This window comes from Amycolatopsis sp. NPDC004169 (assembly GCF_040610315.1).
GTDB lineage: Bacteria > Actinomycetota > Actinomycetes > Mycobacteriales > Pseudonocardiaceae > Amycolatopsis.
In genome coordinates this window covers 38840-54922 of record NZ_JBEXMD010000011.1, presented here as the reverse complement: position 1 = coordinate 54922, position 16083 = coordinate 38840, and the positions used below count along the sequence as shown (strand labels likewise).

Annotated in this window: 17 protein-coding genes; 11 read left to right on the top strand and 6 right to left on the bottom strand. The window is 71.4% G+C overall.

Annotation, left to right across the window (positions count from 1 at the left end; translation table 11 throughout):
- Positions 1–39 precede the first annotated feature (39 nt).
- From ABZX11_RS17165 to ABZX11_RS17140, 6 genes are all read left to right on the top strand, one after another.
- Positions 40–1089 (top strand): acyl-CoA dehydrogenase family protein, encoded by a 1050-nt coding sequence (locus tag ABZX11_RS17165; RefSeq protein ID WP_354913905.1) that lies wholly within the window; start codon positions 40–42, stop codon positions 1087–1089.
- A 5-nt stretch (positions 1090–1094) separates the two neighbouring features.
- Complete coding sequence (locus tag ABZX11_RS17160) at positions 1095–2249, top strand: acyl-CoA dehydrogenase family protein (protein ID WP_354913903.1); 1155 nt, start codon at positions 1095–1097, stop codon at positions 2247–2249.
- A complete protein-coding gene (locus tag ABZX11_RS17155) occupies positions 2246–3154 on the top strand; it encodes an OB-fold domain-containing protein (RefSeq protein ID WP_354913901.1) in 909 nt (302 codons plus the stop codon). The genes ABZX11_RS17160 and ABZX11_RS17155 overlap by 4 nt, the downstream gene beginning before the upstream one ends.
- Entirely contained in the window at positions 3151–3537 is a 387-nt protein-coding gene (locus ABZX11_RS17150) for an acyl dehydratase (protein ID WP_176176014.1), read from the top strand. The genes ABZX11_RS17155 and ABZX11_RS17150 overlap by 4 nt, the downstream gene beginning before the upstream one ends.
- A complete protein-coding gene (locus ABZX11_RS17145) occupies positions 3534–4703 on the top strand; it encodes a lipid-transfer protein (protein ID WP_176176015.1) in 1170 nt (389 codons plus the stop codon). Before ABZX11_RS17150 ends, ABZX11_RS17145 begins: the two co-directional genes overlap by 4 nt.
- An 81-nt stretch (positions 4704–4784) precedes the next feature.
- Complete coding sequence (locus tag ABZX11_RS17140) at positions 4785–5327, top strand: DUF5134 domain-containing protein (RefSeq protein WP_354913898.1); 543 nt, start codon at positions 4785–4787, stop codon at positions 5325–5327.
- Between the two features lie 86 nt (positions 5328–5413).
- Here the strand turns inward: ABZX11_RS17140 and ABZX11_RS17135 are convergent, their stop codons facing one another.
- From ABZX11_RS17135 to kstD, 6 genes are read right to left on the bottom strand one after another with little or no spacing between them, the layout of a single operon-like run.
- The gene (locus ABZX11_RS17135) at positions 5414–5869 is read right to left on the bottom strand and encodes a riboflavin kinase (protein ID WP_354913896.1); all 456 of its coding nucleotides are present in this window, start codon (positions 5867–5869) and stop codon (positions 5414–5416) included.
- Positions 5870–5901: 32 nt separating this feature from the next.
- Complete coding sequence (locus ABZX11_RS17130) at positions 5902–6750, bottom strand: MaoC/PaaZ C-terminal domain-containing protein (RefSeq protein WP_354913894.1); 849 nt, start codon at positions 6748–6750, stop codon at positions 5902–5904.
- Positions 6751–6760: 10 nt separating this feature from the next.
- A complete protein-coding gene (locus ABZX11_RS17125) occupies positions 6761–7792 on the bottom strand; it encodes a ferredoxin--NADP reductase (RefSeq protein WP_354913892.1) in 1032 nt (343 codons plus the stop codon).
- Positions 7785–8042, bottom strand: a complete 258-nt coding sequence (locus ABZX11_RS17120; protein ID WP_310974809.1) for a hypothetical protein — start codon at positions 8040–8042, stop codon at positions 7785–7787. The genes ABZX11_RS17125 and ABZX11_RS17120 overlap by 8 nt, the downstream gene beginning before the upstream one ends.
- Positions 8039–9175 (bottom strand): Rieske 2Fe-2S domain-containing protein, encoded by a 1137-nt coding sequence (locus tag ABZX11_RS17115; RefSeq protein WP_354913890.1) that lies wholly within the window; start codon positions 9173–9175, stop codon positions 8039–8041. The genes ABZX11_RS17120 and ABZX11_RS17115 overlap by 4 nt, the downstream gene beginning before the upstream one ends.
- On the bottom strand, positions 9172–10836 hold the full coding sequence (kstD, locus tag ABZX11_RS17110) for a 3-oxosteroid 1-dehydrogenase (RefSeq protein WP_354913888.1): 1665 nt from the start codon (positions 10834–10836) through the stop codon (positions 9172–9174). Before kstD ends, ABZX11_RS17115 begins: the two co-directional genes overlap by 4 nt.
- 99 nt (positions 10837–10935) lie before the next feature.
- Between kstD and ABZX11_RS17105 the strand changes: the two genes are divergently transcribed.
- Genes ABZX11_RS17105 through hsaB form a run of 5 tightly spaced genes read left to right on the top strand, consistent with a single transcriptional unit; the run spans position 10936 to position 16028 of the window.
- Positions 10936–12537 carry an FAD-binding protein gene (locus ABZX11_RS17105; RefSeq protein WP_354913886.1) on the top strand — a complete coding sequence of 534 codons (1602 nt, stop codon included), beginning with the start codon at positions 10936–10938 and terminating at the stop codon, positions 12535–12537.
- A 35-nt stretch (positions 12538–12572) separates the two neighbouring features.
- Positions 12573–13736, top strand: a complete 1164-nt coding sequence (gene hsaA / locus ABZX11_RS17100) for a 3-hydroxy-9,10-secoandrosta-1,3,5(10)-triene-9,17-dione monooxygenase oxygenase subunit (protein ID WP_176176023.1) — start codon at positions 12573–12575, stop codon at positions 13734–13736.
- Positions 13736–14581, top strand: coding sequence for a 4,5:9,10-diseco-3-hydroxy-5,9,17-trioxoandrosta-1(10),2-diene-4-oate hydrolase (gene hsaD, locus ABZX11_RS17095; protein WP_176176024.1), 846 nt, complete (start codon positions 13736–13738; stop codon positions 14579–14581). Before hsaA ends, hsaD begins: the two co-directional genes overlap by 1 nt.
- Complete coding sequence (hsaC, locus tag ABZX11_RS17090) at positions 14581–15492, top strand: iron-dependent extradiol dioxygenase HsaC (protein WP_354913883.1); 912 nt, start codon at positions 14581–14583, stop codon at positions 15490–15492. The genes hsaD and hsaC overlap by 1 nt, the downstream gene beginning before the upstream one ends.
- On the top strand, positions 15489–16028 hold the full coding sequence (gene hsaB / locus ABZX11_RS17085; RefSeq protein ID WP_354913881.1) for a 3-hydroxy-9,10-secoandrosta-1,3,5(10)-triene-9,17-dione monooxygenase reductase subunit: 540 nt from the start codon (positions 15489–15491) through the stop codon (positions 16026–16028). The genes hsaC and hsaB overlap by 4 nt, the downstream gene beginning before the upstream one ends.
- Positions 16029–16083 lie beyond the last annotated feature (55 nt).

The window sequence follows — 16083 nt, the reverse complement described above, 5'->3', positions numbered from 1 at the left end:
GAACAGGTTTCAATATTGCGCCCGATCCGGAGGACAGGCGTGGACTTCGCCCTTGACGATACGCAGACCGAGATCGCCGCCCTCGCCGCGAAAGTGCTCGGAGCACCCGACGATCCCTGGCGCGCGCTGGCCTCCTCGGGCCTGCTCGCGCTGGCGCTGCCCCCGGAGCTCGAAGGCGACGGCCTGGGCGTCGCGGAGGTCGCCCAGGTCCTGACCGAGGTCGGCCGGGTCGCCGCGCCGGTGCCCGCGTACGCCGCGCTCGCCATGGGCGTCCTGCCGGTCGAGTCGCTCGGCACCCCCGCCCAGCGCGCGGAGTTCCTGCCACCGGTCGCGGCCGGGGAGGCCCTGCTCACCGCGGCCCTGCACGAGCCGTCCGCGCCGCTGGCCGCCGAACCCGCCACGACCGCCCGGCCGGCGGACGGCAAATGGCTGATCAGCGGCGTGAAGACGGCGGTACCGCACGCGGCGGGCGCCACCCGGATCCTCACGCCGGTGAGCACCGCGCACGGCAGCGCCGTCTACCTGGTCGACCCGCACGCCGACGGCGTCACGCTCGTCCCGACACCCACTTCGGCCGGGACGCCGGAGTTCACCGTCCGGCTCGACGACGTCGCCGTCGAGGAAACGGACCTGCTGTTCGACCGGGGCGCGGTCGCGGCCCTGCACCGGTTCGCGCTGGCCGGCGCGCTGGCCTTCGGCGACGGCCTGCTGGCCGGCGCGCTGGCGCTGACCGTCAAGCACGTCGGCGAGCGGACCCAGTTCGGCCGGCCGCTCTCCGCCTTCCAGGCCGTGGCGGGCCAGATCGCCGACGTCTACGTGGCCGCGCGGACCGTGCACCTCGCCGCGACCTCCGCGGTGTGGCGGCTGGCTTCGGGGCTCGACGCCGACGCCGAACTGGACGTCGCCGCCTACTGGTTCACCTCGCAGGCCCCGCAGGCGCTGGCGACCTGCCACCACCTGCACGGCGGGATCGGCGTCGACGAAACCTACCCCCTGCACCGGTATTCGTCGGCGGTCAAGGACCTGGGCCGGGCTCTCGGCGGGGCCGCGCACCGGCTCGGCCGGCTCGGCGAACGAGTGGCGGGGTGAGCCGGGTGCACGTCGAACTGACCACCGCGCAACGGCAGCTGCGCGCCGAGCTGCGCGAGTACTTCGCCGGCCTGATCAGCCCCGAGGAGCGCCGGGCGATGCGGCGCGAGCGGCACGGGCCGGTGTTCCGCGAGATCGTCCGCCGGATGGGCCGCGACGGCAGGCTCGGCGTCGGCTGGCCGGTCGAGTACGGCGGCCAGGGCTTCGGCGGGATCGAGCAGCACCTGTTCGTCGACGAGGCCGCCCGCGCCGACGTCCAGCTGCCGTCGGTCACGCTGCAGACGGTCGGCCCGACGCTGCAGGAGTTCGGCACCGACGAGCAGAAAGCCTTCTTCCTGCCGAAGATCCTGGCCGGGGAGATCCACTTCGCCATCGGCTACAGCGAACCGGAGGCGGGCACCGACCTCGCGGCGCTGCGGACCACGGCGGTGCGCGACGGCGACGAGTACGTCGTCAACGGCCAGAAGATCTTCACCACCGGGGGCCACGACGCCGACTACGTCTGGCTCGCCGTGCGGACCGCGCCGGACGCGCCCAAGCACAAGGGCATCTCGATCCTCATCGTCGACACGAGCGACCCCGGCTACTCCTGGACGCCGATCATTACCTGCGACGGCGCCCACCACGTCAACGCGACGTACTACTCGGACGTCCGCGTGCCGGTGAACCGCCTGGTGGGCCGGGAAAACGCGGGCTGGCGGCTGATCACGACGCAGCTCAACCACGAGCGCGTGATGCTCGGCCCGGCCGGGCGGATCGGCGGGCTGTACGACCGCGTCCGCGCCTGGGCGAGCGCGCACGGCCTGCTCGACCTCGCCGACGTGCGGGCCGTGCTCGCCGAGGCGCTGGCCGTGACCCGGGTGAACGAGCTGCTGAACTGGCAGGTCGCGGTGTCCTCGGCGAGCGCGCCGGTGGGCGTGGCCGACGCCTCGGCGACCAAGGTGTTCAGCTCCGAGGCCATCCAGCGGATCGGCCGGAACCTGGAGGAGGTCGTCGGCCGCCACGGCGACCTGGCCGATCCGGACACCGCCGAGCTGGCCGAATGGCTGGACCTCACCGCGAAACGCAACATCGTGCTGACCTTCGGCGGGGGCGTCAGCGAAATCCAACGGGAGCTGATCGCCTCGATCGGCCTGGGTCTGCCGAGGGTGCCACGATGAACGTCCGGGAAGCCGCCGACGCGATCGCCGCCGCGGGGGAATCCGCGCCGGGCCTGGCGCGGGATCCGGTCAACCAGGCCATGGTGAACAACTGGGTCGAGGCGATCGGGGACACCAACCCGGTGTACACCGATCCGGAGTTCGCTGCCGCGAGTGTCCACAAGGGACTGGTCGCGCCGCCGGCGATGGCCCAGGTGTGGACCATGAGGGGCCTGCACGGCACCCGGGCCGGGGACGACCCGCTCGGCGCGATGATGGCGGTGCTCGACGAGGCCGGGTTCACCTCCGTGGTGGCCACGAACTCGGAGCAGACCTACCACCGCTACCTGCGGCCGGGGGAGCACGTCGCGGCGACCACGCGGCTGGAGGACGTCGTCGGGCCGAAGAAGACCGCCTTGGGCGAAGGCTGGTTCGTGACCACGCGGACGACGTGGTACGTCGGCGAAGAGGCCGTCGCGGAGATGGTGTTCCGGGTGCTCAAGTTCCGCCCGCCCGCGCCGGAACCGCCGCCGTCGCCGGTGCTGCGGCCGGTGATCAGCCGGGACACGGAGTTCTTCTGGGAGGGGCTGCGCGAGGGCGAGCTGCGGATCCAGCGCTGGGGCGAGACGCTGCGCCACCCGCCGGGGCCGATGCCGCCCGACGGCTCGCTCGACACCAAGCCCGACTACGTCGTCGCCAGTGGCCGCGGGACGGTGTATTCCTACGTCGTGCACCACCACCCGGCGGTGCCGGGCAAGCTGCTCCCGTTCGTGGTGGCCCTGGTGGAACTGGAGGAGGGCGTGCGGGTGATGGCCGAGCTGCTCGACGCGGCGCCGGAGGAGGTCCACATCGGACTGCCGGTGGTCGCGGCGTTCGTTCGCGTCGACGACGACCTGACCCTGCCGGCGTGGAAGGTGGCCCGATGACCGTCGCCGAAGGGACCGAGCTGCCGCCGCTGACGATCGAGGCGACGCCGACGTTCGTCGTCAGCACGGCGCTGGCCACCCGGGACTTCCAGGACGTCCACCACGACCGCGACTCGGCGGTGGCCCGCGGCTCGAAGGACATCTTCCTCAACATCCTCACCGACACCGGACTGGTCCAGCGGTTCGTCTCCGCGTGGGCCGGGCCCGAGGCGCTGATCCGGTCGATCAAGATCCGGCTCGGCGTGCCCTGCTACGCCTACGACACGCTGACGTTCACCGGACGGGTGGTCTCGGCTTCGGGACGGGACGTCGTCGTCTCGGTATCCGGTGTGGACAGTCTCGGCGAGCACGTCGCCGGCACCGTGGAGGTGACGCTGCCGTGACGCTCTCGGGCAGGGCGGCGATCGCCGGGATCGGCGCGACGGAGTTCTCCAAGGACTCCGGGCGCAGCGAACTGCGGCTCGCGGCCGAGTGCATCTCCCACGCACTGGCCGACGCCGGACTGAAGCCGTCCGATGTGGACGGGCTGGTGTCGTTCACCATGGACGGCAACGCGGAGATCGCGGTCGCGCGGGAACTGGGGATCCCCGAGCTGAAGTTCTTCAGTCGCATCCACTACGGCGGCGGCGCCGCGGCGGCGACCGTGCAGCAGGCCGCGATGGCGGTGGCGACCGGGGTCGCCGACGTCGTCGTCGCGTACCGGGCGTTCAACGAGCGGTCCGGGCACCGCTTCGGCCAGGTGTCGTCCGCGGCGGCCGGGCAGGTCAACTCCTCGGGCGTGGACAACGCGTTCCACTACCCGATGGGCATCGCGACCCCGGCGGCGACGGTGGCCATGGTCGCGCGGCGGTACCTGCACGACTACGGCGCGACGAGCGAGGACTTCGGCCGGGTGGCGGTGATCGACCGCAAGCACGCGGCGACCAACCCCAACGCGTGGTTCCACGGACGGCCGATCACCCTCGAGGAGCACCAGGCGTCGCGCTGGGTGGCTGAGCCGCTGCACCTGCTCGACTGCTGCCAGGAGAGCGACGGCGGGGTCGCGCTGGTCGTCACGAGCGTTTCGCGGGCCCGTGACCTGGCGCGGCCGCCGGCGGTGATCGCGGCGGCGGCGCAGGGGAGCGGGCCGGACCAGTACGTGATGACCAGCTACTACCGCGACGACCTGGCCGCGCTGCCGGAGATGGGTGTCGTGGGGCGGCAACTGTGGGGCCAGTCGGGGCTGCAGCCGTCCGATGTGGACGTCGCGGTGCTGTACGACCACTTCACGCCGTACGTGCTGATGCAGCTGGAGGAGCTGGGCTTCTGCGGCCGCGGCGAGGCGAAGGACTTCATCGCCGACGGCGCGCTGGAGCTCGACGGCGCGTTGCCGCTCAACCCGCACGGCGGGCAGCTCGGCGAGGCGTACATCCACGGCATGAACGGCATCGCGGAAGGTGTCCGCCAGATCCGCGGGACGGCGGCCAACCAGGTCAAGGGGGCGGCCCGGGTGCTGGTCACGGCGGGTACGGGCGTGCCGACCAGCGGACTGGTCCTGACGGGTGACTGAGGCGTCACCTCATTGACGGCTGGTGCCCGGCCGTCGTGGGTGTCACGGTGGAGACACGACCCACGACGGAGAGTGAGGCCGATGGTCCACTGGGTGCTCACCGCGGTCTTCGCGGCGCTGGTGCTGCCGTGCGTGCTGCGCCTGGTCCGCCTCGACTACGCGCGGCTCGGGCCCGGGGTGCGCCACGGCGACCTGGCGGAGCTGCTGCTGGTGGTGGCGATGGTGGCGATGTTCTCCCCGGTCGGCGGCCCGATCCCGGCGGCGGGCTGGCAGGCGGTGCTGGTCCTGACGACGGGCTGGTTCGCGGCGGCCTGGTGGCGCGGCCGCGCCTGCGCCCACCACGCGCTGTCAGCGGCGGCGATGCTGTACATGGTGACGGCGATGCCCCATGCGGGGGACCACGGCCCGTGGCTGACGATGTCGGCGATGGACGCCCGGGTGGCGGTGCCCCTGGCCGGGTTGGTGGCGGCGGGGTACTTCGTGGCGGACGCGGCTTGGTCGGGGGTGTCGGCGGTGCGGGGCTCGGCGGCCGTGGGGGTGGGGTCCGGTCAGGCTTCGCGTGCGGTGTGCCGAGTGGTGATGGGCGCGGGGATGGGCTACATGCTGTTGGCCTCGTCCTTGTGAGCACGGCGCCGGGAGGTCCCCGCCCCGGGGGACCCCCGAATTTCACGTTACCGGAGACCACCGACATTTCCGGGCGGCGAGGCGACTCAACCCGTGATCCGCCGCACCTCGCCGAGCGGGGTCTCCTCGACGACGGGGAGCGAAGCCGCCGGGTGGGTCGCCGTCCACTGCGTCGCCGCCGCGATGTCGTTCTTCAACGCCGTGATCAGGTCCTCCGCCGAGGCGTACTTCTGCTGGTTCCGCAGGTGGGCGCCCAGCCACACCACCAGCGTCTCTCCGTACAAATCGCCCGCAAACTCCAGGACGTGCGCCTCCAGCAGGCGGTACCCGTCCGCGCCGTAGTACGTCGGGCGGCGGCCCACCGAGATCGCCGCCGGGAGGCGGGTGCCGTCCGGGCGGCCGATCCAGCCCGCCCACACCCCGTCGCCCAGGCTGCCGTCCTGGTCGCGCAACGCGATGTTGGCCGTCGGAAAGCCCAGCTCGCGGCCGCGCTTGTCGCCCGGTTCGACCGTTCCACGCACCACGAAGTAGTCCGAAGTCACTCCACCACGGTAGCGGCTCGGACAACCCCGGCTCAGGACGCGGGCACCAGCACCGTGTCCGCCAGCACCGGCGCGTCGTCCCGCTCGGCCGCCGACGTGGTGACCAGCAGCCGGTCGTCCGCACGCCACACCCGGATGCGCAGCGTCTCGCCCGGGAACACCACCCCGGCGAACTTCGCCGCGAACGACGCCACCCGCGCCGGGTCGCCGTCGAGGAGCTCGTTGACCAGGACCCGCGCCACGATCCCGTACGTGCACAGCCCGTGCAGGATCGGCCGGTCGAACCCCGCCGCGTGCGCGAACTCCGGGTCCGCGTGCAGCGGGTTCCGGTCGCCGCACAGCCGGTACAGCAGCGCCTGCTGCGGCAGCGTCGGCGCCTCGAAGACGAAGTCCGGCTCCCGCGAGGGAAAAGCCACCCGGTCCGAAGGCCCCCGCGAGCCACCGAAACCGCCCTCCCCCCGCGCGAAAATGCTCGACCGGGCTGTCCACAAAGGATCGCCGGACGACGACGTGACCGAAACCTCCTGGACCACCACCGCCGCTTTGCCCTTGTCGTACACGTCCGATATCCGCGACCGCGCCACCGCCTTCCCCGACGTGGGAATCGGCTGGTGCAGGGTGATCTCCTGCTTGCCGTGCAGCACCTTCGCCAGGTCGATCTCCACCCCCGGGAACGACACCGCCGGCGGGTCGAACACGCGCAGGTTCGCCGCCACCGTCGCGAACGTCGGCAGCACCACCAGGTCCTGCTCGTAGGTGTACCGCAGCTCGTCCGGGCCCGCGCCCAGCGCCAGGTGGTACAGCAGCACGTCCGACGACGTCCAGGCGAAGCTCACCTCGCCGATCTCGGCACCGATGGCGACCTCGGGGTCGATGGGCACGCGGGGACTCCTATTCGTAGCTGATCGAGACCTCGTCGGTGACCGGCAGCGACTGGCAGGCGAGCACGATGCCGTCCGCCATGTCCTCGGCGTCGAGCACCTCGTTGTGCAGCATCTTCACCTCGCCCGAGACGATCCGGCACGCACACGCACTGCATTGTCCCTCGCGGCACGAATACGGCGCGTCCATTCCGGCGTCCAGCAGGTGGTCGAGGAGCTTCCGCTGCCGCGGCCACGGCATGGACCGCGTGCCGCCGTCGAGGGTCACCGTCAGCGCGGCGGGGGACGCGTCCGAGACCGGCTCCTCATCGGCGGAAGCGGCTTCGAACGGGTTCCCGGTCAGCGAGGTGAACTTCTCGACGTGCACCCGTTCCCGCGGCACGCCGAGCTGCCCGAGCGCCTCCCGCACGGCCGCCATGAACGGCGCCGGCCCGCACAGGAACGCCTCGTGCGAGGTGTATGCCGAAGCCAGCCCACGCAGCTGCGAGACGTCCGGCAGGCCCTGAACGCTCTCCAGCCAATGGATGACGACCAGCCGGTCCCCGTACCGCTTCGCCAGGGACGCCAGTTCGCCGGCGAAGATCACCGAGCGCTCGTCACGGTTCGCGTAGACCAGCACGACCCGACCCGACCCGGTCTCCAGCGCCGTCTTCAGGATGGCCAGCACCGGCGTGATGCCGCTGCCGCCGGCGAAGAGCAGGAAGTCCTCGTCGACCGAAGCAGGGCAGAACACCCCGGCCGGCGCGAGCACGTCGACCTGCATCCCCGGCTGCAGAGACGAGCAGATCCAGCTCGACCCGTAGCCGCCGTCGGTCCGCTTGACCGTCACCTGCACCCGGTTCTCGTGCGGCGCGCTCGACAGCGAATAGCACCGCGCCACCGAACCGGTCTTTTCGCTGGGAATGCGCAGGGTCAGGAACTGTCCGGCCCGGTAGGAAAAGGCCGAAGCGTGCTCCGGCGGGATCTCGAAGACCACCGACCGCGCGTCCGGGGTCTCGACGACGACGTCGGCGACGGTCAGCGTGTAGACCCGCTCAGCCATCGGCCACCGCCAGCGTGCCCTCGCGCACCGCGTCGCCGATGCTGTCGGCCAGCTTCGGGCACGTGTCGAGCAACGCCGACGGCCCGTCCGCGTCCGCGAACACCGGGCAGGTGTCGGCGGGCCGGGACGTCCACTGGATGCTCGTGTGCTGGATGCTGTTCTTCTTCACCAGCACGCACGTCCCGCAGCTGCGGCACTCGTGCGGCCGCAGCCCGCCCGAAAGGAACTCGGTCTGCTCGGCGGTCGTCACACTTCCGCCTCGGTCTTCTGCCGCGCCAGGTTCTCCGCGACCTCCGCCGCCCACGCCTCGTTCGCCTTCGTCGTGTCCACCTCGAACTCGAACCGCTGCGTCATGTCCTCGGAGACGTCCGCCGCGTCGACGTAGAACTGCTGGTACCACCGGCGAAGCTGGTAGACCGGACCGTCCTCTTCGCACAGCAGCGGGTTGTCGATCTGCGTCTTGTGCTTCCAGATCTCGACGTCCTGCAGGAACCCGGCGCCGATCCCGCGGGCCAGCTTCGCGGCGATCTTGTCCGCGTGCTCGTCGGAGATCCCCGGCAGCTTCTTGACCTTCATCCCGTACTGCAGCACGAACGACGTCGGCGTCACCGGGTAGTGGCAGTTGATGAGCACGCTCTCGATTTCGTAGCCCTGGAACGAGTTCACCAGTTTGTTGATCATGTACGACGGCCCGAAGTACGACGCCTCCGACCGCAGCAGGTTGTCCTCGCCGCCGTAGTTCGAAGCCATGCCCATGTCCGGGCGGCCCTTGGTGTTGAGGTACTGGGTGGCGATGTGGCCTTCGAAGACGTTCTTGAAGTACGTCGGGTAGGCGTAGTGGATGTAGAAGAAGTGCGCCATGTCCACGACGTTGTCGATGATCTCCCGGCAGTTGGACCCGTCGATGAAGATCTCGTCCCAGGTCCAGTTGCTCCATTCGTCGCTGTGGGCCGCCTCGATCCGCGGGATCGCCAGCTCCGGGGGCGGCGGGTTGCCTTCCGGGTCGTGCCAGACGAGCAGCTGCCCGTTCTGCACCTCCGACGTCCACGACCGCGTCCGCGCGCGCAACGGAACCCGCTTGGCGTAGGGGATCGAGACGCACTTGCCCTTGCCGTTCCAGCGCCAGTCGTGGAACGGGCAGGCCACCTCGTCGCCCTTGACGCTGCCCTGGGTGAGGTCGCCGCCCATGTGCCGGCAGTAGCCGTCGAGCACGTGCAGCTCGCCCGCCGAATCCGCCCACACCACGAGCTTCGTGCCGAACGCGGTGACGGCGTGCGGTTTCCCGTCGCGGAAGGTCTCCGCCAGGCCCAGGCAGTGCCAGCCGCGGGCGAACCGGGTCGGCGGCTCGCCGGCGTAGATGGTGCGTACCGATTCCTGCGTCATCGCTGCCCTCCCGTGGTCCCCTGATCTTCGTTCGCCAGCCGCGTCGCCGCAAGGTAGCCGAACACCATGGCGGGGCCGATGGTCGCGCCCGGCCCGGCGTAGGTCCGGCCCATCACGGCCGCGCCGGCGTTGCCCGCGGCGAACAGGCCCGGCACGGCCGAGCCGTCCTCGCGCAGCACCTGCGCGTGTTCGTCGGTGCGCAGCCCGCCCTTGGTGCCCAGGTCGCCCGGCACGATCTTGACCGCGTAGTACGGCGCCTTGTCCAGGGGGCCGAGGCTGGGGTTGGGTTTGTTGCGCGGGTCGCCGTAGTAGTGGTCGTACTTGCTGACACCGCGGTGGAAGTCCTCGTCGACGCCTCGGCGGGCGAAGCCGTTGAAGCGCTCGACGGTGGCCTCCAGCCCGGAAGCCGGGACGTCGATCTTCGCCGCCAGCCCGGCCAGCGTCGACGACTTCGCCGCGATCCCGGCCTTGAACCAGCGGCCGGGCAGCGGCTGGCGCGGCCCGATGCCGGTGAACATGTACCGGTCCTTGTAGCGCTGGTCGAACACCAGCCAGGTCGGGATGTGCTGCCCCGGACCGTCCCCGGGTCCGTACATCGCGTGCACGGCCTCGACGTACGGCGCCGATTCGTTGACGAACCGCTCGCCGCGCGCGTCGACCATGATGCTGCGCGGCCGCGACCGCTCGGCCAGCGCGAACCACGGGCCGCCGGTCAGCGGCAGTGACGGGCCCCACCAGGCGTCGTCCATCAGGTCGAGTGCCGCGCCCAGCTTGAGGCCGGCGGTGATGCCGTCGCCGGTGTTGGCCTCCGCGCCGACGGTCCAGTCGACGCCGATCGGCGCGCGCTGGTACTTCTCGCGCATTTCGAGGTTCCGCTCGAAGCCGCCGCTGGCGAGGATCACGCCCCGCCGGGCCCCGACGACACCTTGCGGGGTGACAACGCCGGTCACGCGGTCGCCGTCGACCTGCAGATCGACCAGCGGGGTGTTCAGCCGGACCTCGACCCCGGCCCGGGCGAGCCCGGCGCGGAGGCCGGCCGCAAGCGCTTGCCCCATGCTCAGCAACTGCTGCCCGCGAAGCTTGCCGACGAGCCACTGCCGTCCCAGCGACAGCAGCCGGACGGCACCGCGCGGGTGGCGGGCGAGCAGGCTCAGCCAGCGGTAGTCGGCCTGGGTGATCGGCACGCCGAGCGGGGGAGCGCTGTACGGCGGTTCGAGGTGGGCCAGCTCGGCACCCAGCAGCTTGCCGTCGAGGGCGACCGGTTCGACCGACCGGCCGCCGGGCCGCCCGCCGGGGGCTTCGGGGTGGTAGTCGCTGTAGTCGCGGACCCAGCGGAACTCCAGGGGCGTGTGGTCGCAGACGAACTCGAGCACCTCGGGCCCGTGCGCGAGGAACGTGTCGCGCCGGACGGCCGGGACGACGTCGCCGACGATCGAGGCGAGGTACTCGCGCGCCCGCTCGGGTGGTTCGTCGATCCCGGCGGCGCGCAGCGCGTGGTTGCCGGGCAGCCAGACGCCGCCGCCGGAGCGCGCGGTCGAGCCGCCGAAGCAGGCCGCCTTCTCCAGGACCACTACGCTCAGGCCATGGTGGGCCGCAGCCAGCGCGGCGGTCATCCCGGCGGCACCGCTGCCGACCACGACGACGTCGAACTGCTCGGTCATCTCACCTCGCTATAACGTGTTCCACGAACGAAGTCTCCAGTTGAGAGCCGCTTTCGGTCACCATAGACGAGAACGTGTTTCAGTTCTAGGGTAGCGACCATGGACGCACTCGTCGCGGACGTGGTCATCGTGGGGTTCGGGGCGGCCGGCGCCTGTGCCGCCCTCGAAGCGGCCGACGCGGGCGCCGATGTCGTGATCGTCGAGCGCTTCGCCGGCGGAGGCGCCAGCGCGGTCAGCGGTGGCGTGGTCTACGCCGGTGGCGGCACCGGACAGCAGCTCGACGCGGGCGTCGACGACTCCGTCGACGCGATGTACGCCTACCTGCGGCTGGAAACCGGGGACGTCGTCTCGGAGCGGACGCTGCGGCGGTTCTGCGAGGGCAGCCGCGAGATGATCACCTGGCTGGAGGGCAACGGCGTGCCGTTCGAAGGCAGCCTCTGCCCGTACAAGACGTCGTACCCGAGCGACCAGCACTACCTCTACTACTCCGGCAGCGAAGCGGCCGGCGGGTTCCGCGACGCGGCGAAACCGGCTCCGCGCGGTCACCGCGTGAAGGGGCCCGGGACGTCGGGGAAGATGCTGATGGCGCGGCTCAAGGCGGCCGTGCGCGCCCGCGGCATCCGGGTGCTGACGCAGACGACCGCGCGGACCCTGATCCGCGACGACGCGGGCCGCGTCACCGGGCTCGTCGCCGACACCCTGAGCGGCGCCTCCGCGTCGGTGCGGGCGCGGCACCAGCGCTTCGCGCAGTACGCGGCGAAGCCCGGGATCTACGTGCCGTCGCTGCGCAAGTCGCTGCACCGCCGGGTCGAGCGCTTCGAACGCGCACACGGCCGTGAGCTGCGGATATCCGCCCGGCGCGGGGTCGTGCTGGCCGCCGGGGGGTTCATCGCCGACCGGGAGATGGTGCGCCGGCACGCCCCGCAGTACCGCGGCGGGCTGGCCCTGGGCACGTCCGCCGACGACGGCTCGGGCATCCGGATGGGGGCCGAGGCCGGTGGCGCGACCGGTGAGCTGGGCCGGATCTCCGCGTGGCGGTTCGTCACCCCGCCCAGCGTGTTCCTCGGCGGGATCATCGTCGACGCCGCGGGACGGCGGGTCATCGACGAGTCCCGCTACGGCGCCGCGGTTGGCGAGAAGCTCATCGAGCACCACGAGAGCAAGGGCTGGCTCCTCGTCGACGCGCCGATCGTGGCCGAAGCGCGCCGGGACGGCCGCAAGCAGAGTCAGTGGTTCCAGTGGCTCCAGCTGCGGTACCTGCTGCGCCGCGGCCGGGTCGTGGGGCAGACGGTCGAAGAGGTGGCGCGCAAGGCCGGCGTCGATCCCCAGGGGCTGCGCGCGAGCGTCGAGGCCTACCACGGCGACCGGGATCCGGTGGGCAAGCCGGCCGAGTTCGTGCGGCGCCTGGACAACCCGCCGTACTCGCTCATCGACATCTCGGTGCGGCCCAACCTCGGGTACCCCACGCCGATGCTCACGCTGGGCGGGCTGGTCGTCGACGAGGACACCGGCGCGGTGCGGAGCACGGCCGGGCAGCCGATCCCGGGGCTGTACGCCGCCGGCCGCACCGCCGTGGGAATCTGTTCCAGGTCCTACGTGAGCGGCCTGTCGCTGGCCGACTGCGTGTTTTCCGGCCGCAGAGCGGGGATCAACAGTGCCCTGGCGCAGGGCGTTCTCGACAAAAACGAGAACGTGTTCTAGTCTTCTCGGTAGAGCGAAACGAGAGAGGACTGCGCATGAGCGAGCAGGTGATCGCCGGGGTCCGGGACCTCCTGCCGGTCCTGCGGGATCGGGCCCAGGACACCGAGGACGCGCGCCGCGTCCCCGAGGAGTCCGTCAAGGCCCTGCAGGAGGCCGGGTTCTTCAAGCTGCTGCAGCCGAAGCTCCACGGGGGCTTCGAGGCCGACCCGGTGAGCTTCTACACCGCGGTGAAGCTGATCGCGAGCGCGTGCGGGTCCACCGGCTGGGTCGCCTCCATCCTCGGCGTCCACCCGTGGCACGTCGCCCTGTTCGACGCGCAGGCGCAGCAGGAGGTCTGGGGCGAGGACCAGGACGTGCGGATCTCCTCGTCGTACGCGCCGATGGGCAAGGCCGAGGTCGTCGACGGCGGCTACCGGCTGACCGGCCGGTGGAGCTTCTCCTCCGGGTCCGACCACTGCACGTGGGTGCTGCTCGGGGGGCCCGCGTTCTCCGGCGGCAAGCCGGTCGACTTCTGCACCTACCTGCTGCCGATCGCCGACTACTCCATTGTGGACGTCTGGGACACGATCGGCCTGCGCGGTACCGGCTCGAACGACATCGTCGTCGAGGACGTCTTCGTGCCGCAGCACCGGGCGCTGAGCTTCATCGCGACGTCGAAGTGCCGGGTGCCGGGCCAGGCCGTCAACCCCGGGCCGCTGTACCGCCTGCCGTACGGCTCGGTGCACCCGACGACGATCACCGCGCCGATCATCGGCATGGCCCAGGGTGCCTACGACGCGCACGTCGAGCACCAGCGCAAGCGCGTCCGGGCCGCGTACGCCGGTGAGCAGTCCAAAGAGGACCCGTTCGCCAAGGTGCGGATCGCCGAAGCGGCCAGCGAAATCGATGCGGCGTGGCTGCAGCTGACCCGCAACATCGAGGAACTGTACGAACTGGCCAAGCGTGAGGAACGGCTGCCCGTGGACCTGCGGCTGCGCGTCCGGCGCGACCAGGTGCGCGGCACCGAACGCGCGATCTCGGCGATCGACCGGCTCTTCGAGAACTCCGGCGGCCGCGCGATCCAGCGGGGCACGCCGATCCAGCGCTTCTGGCGCGACGCGCACGCGGGCCGCGTCCACGCGGCCAACGACGCCGAGCGCGCGTACGTCATGTACGGCACCGGCGCCTTCGGGCTCCCCGTCGAGAACGCGATGTACTGATGACCGCTCCCGAAGGCAAGTACGTCCAGGCGGGTTCGCTGAAGCTGCACTACCACGAGGCGGGCGCCGAGCACGCCGAGACGGTCATCCTGCTGCACGGCGGCGGGCCCGGCGCGTCGGCGTGGAGCAACTTCGGCCGCAACCTGCCGGAGTTCGCCAAGCACTACCGGACGATCGCCGTCGACCAGCCCGGCTTCGGGCGCTCGGACAAGCCGACCGAGCACCCGCAGTACTTCCGGCACAGCGCGGACGCCGTCCTCGGGCTCATGGACGCCCTCGGCATCGACCGCGCCCACTTCGTCGGGAACTCCCTCGGCGGGGGCGCGGCGGTGCGGTTCGCGCTCAACCACGGCAAACGTGCCGGGCGGCTGGTGCTGATGGGGCCGGGCGGGCTGAGCGTCAACCTGTTCGCGCCCGACCCGACCGAAGGCGTCAAGAACCTCGGCAAGTTCGGTGCGCACCCCAGCCGCGAACGCATGGAAGCGTTCCTGCGGATCATGGTCCACGACCAGTCGCTGGTCACCGACGAGCTGATCGACGAACGGTTCGCCGCGGCGAACACGCCCGAGTCGCTCGCCGCGATGCGGGCGATGGGCAAGTCGTTCGCGCACCCCGAAACCTACGAAGAAGGTATGCTCTGGCGCGAAGCACACCGCCTGCGCCAGCGTGTCCTGTTGATCTGGGGGCGTGAGGACCGCGTCAACCCGCTCGACGGGGCACTGGTGGCGCTCAAGACGATTCCGCGCGCGCAGCTGCACGTCTTCGGCGGCTGCGGGCACTGGGCCCAGCTGGAGAAGTTCGACGAGTTCAACCGGCTGGCCCTCGACTTCCTCGGGAGTTCCTGATGGGCATCCGTTCACTGGGCTACCTCCGCATCGAAGCGACCGACATGGCGGCCTGGCGCGAGTACGGCCTCAAGGTGCTCGGCATGGTCGAAGGCAGCGGCACCGACCCGGACGCGCTCTACCTGCGCATGGACGACTTCCCGGCGCGGCTGGTCATCTCGCCGGGCTCCGCGGATCGCCTGGCCGTCACCGGCTGGGAGGCGGCCAACGCCGGCGAGCTCGCCGAAATCCGGTCGCGTTTGGACAGTGCGTCGGTGTCGTACAAGGAAGGCACGCCGGAGGAGCTGGCCGACCGCCGCGTCGACGAGCTGATCAGCTTCGACGACCCGTCCGGCAACACCCAGGAGGTGTTCCACGGCGTCGCGCTGCAGCACCGGCGGGTGGTCAGCCCGTACGGCCACAAGTTCGTCACCGGCGAGCAGGGCCTCGGCCACGTCGTCTTGTCCACAAAGGACGACGAGGCGTCGCTGCGGTTCTACCGGGACGTCCTCGGCTTCCGGCTGCGCGACTCGATGCGCCTGCCACCGCAGCTGGTCGGCAGGCCCGCCGACGGGCCGCCCGCGTGGCTGCGGTTCTTCGGCTGCAACCCGCGCCACCACAGCCTGGCGTTCCTGCCGATGCCGACGCCGTCCGGGATCGTGCACCTGATGGTCGAGGTGGAGAACACCGACGACGTCGGCCTGTGCCTCGACCGCGCGATCCGGCGCAAGGTGCCGATGTCGGCCACCCTCGGCCGGCACGTCAACGACCTGATGCTGTCGTTCTACATGAAGACCCCCGGCGGCTTCGACGTCGAGTTCGGCTGCGAAGGCCGCCAGGTCGACGACGACAACTGGATCGCCCGCGAGAGCACCGCGGTCTCGTTGTGGGGCCACGACTTCTCGGTCGGCGCGCGGCCACCGGGCGCATGACCTCGGTGGCGGTCGACCAGACCGAGTTCCGCAGCGTGCTCGGGCACTTCTGCACGGGCGTCACGGTGGTCACCGGCCGCGACGGCGACACCCTCGCCGGGTTCGCCTGCCAGTCGTTCGCGGCCTTGTCGCTGGACCCGCCGCTGGTGCTGTTCTGCCCGGCGCGCACGTCACGCACCTGGCCGGTGCTGGCCGCGGCGGGGAAGTTCGCGGTCAACGTGCTGGCCGAGGACCAGCAGGAGGTCAGCGCGGTGTTCGGCGCCCGCGGCGAGGACAAGTTCGCCCGGTTCGGCTGGACCCCGGCGCCGTCCGGCGCGCCCCTGCTCGACGGCGCGCTGACCTGGATCGACTGCGCATTGGAGGCCGTCCACGAGGCGGGCGACCACTACGTGGTGATCGGCCGGGTGACCGCGCTCGGGGCGCCGTCCGACGCCCGCCCGCTGCTGTTCCACCGGGGGCAGTACTCGGTCACCGAACCGGTCCGGGACGCGTTCTCGGCCATGCTGCCCTGGCCCCGTCCCGACGACTGGCTGTAACCGGACTGACCCCACCGGGTGGTTGTGCACGGGTTCACAGGTGGGCCGCATCCCA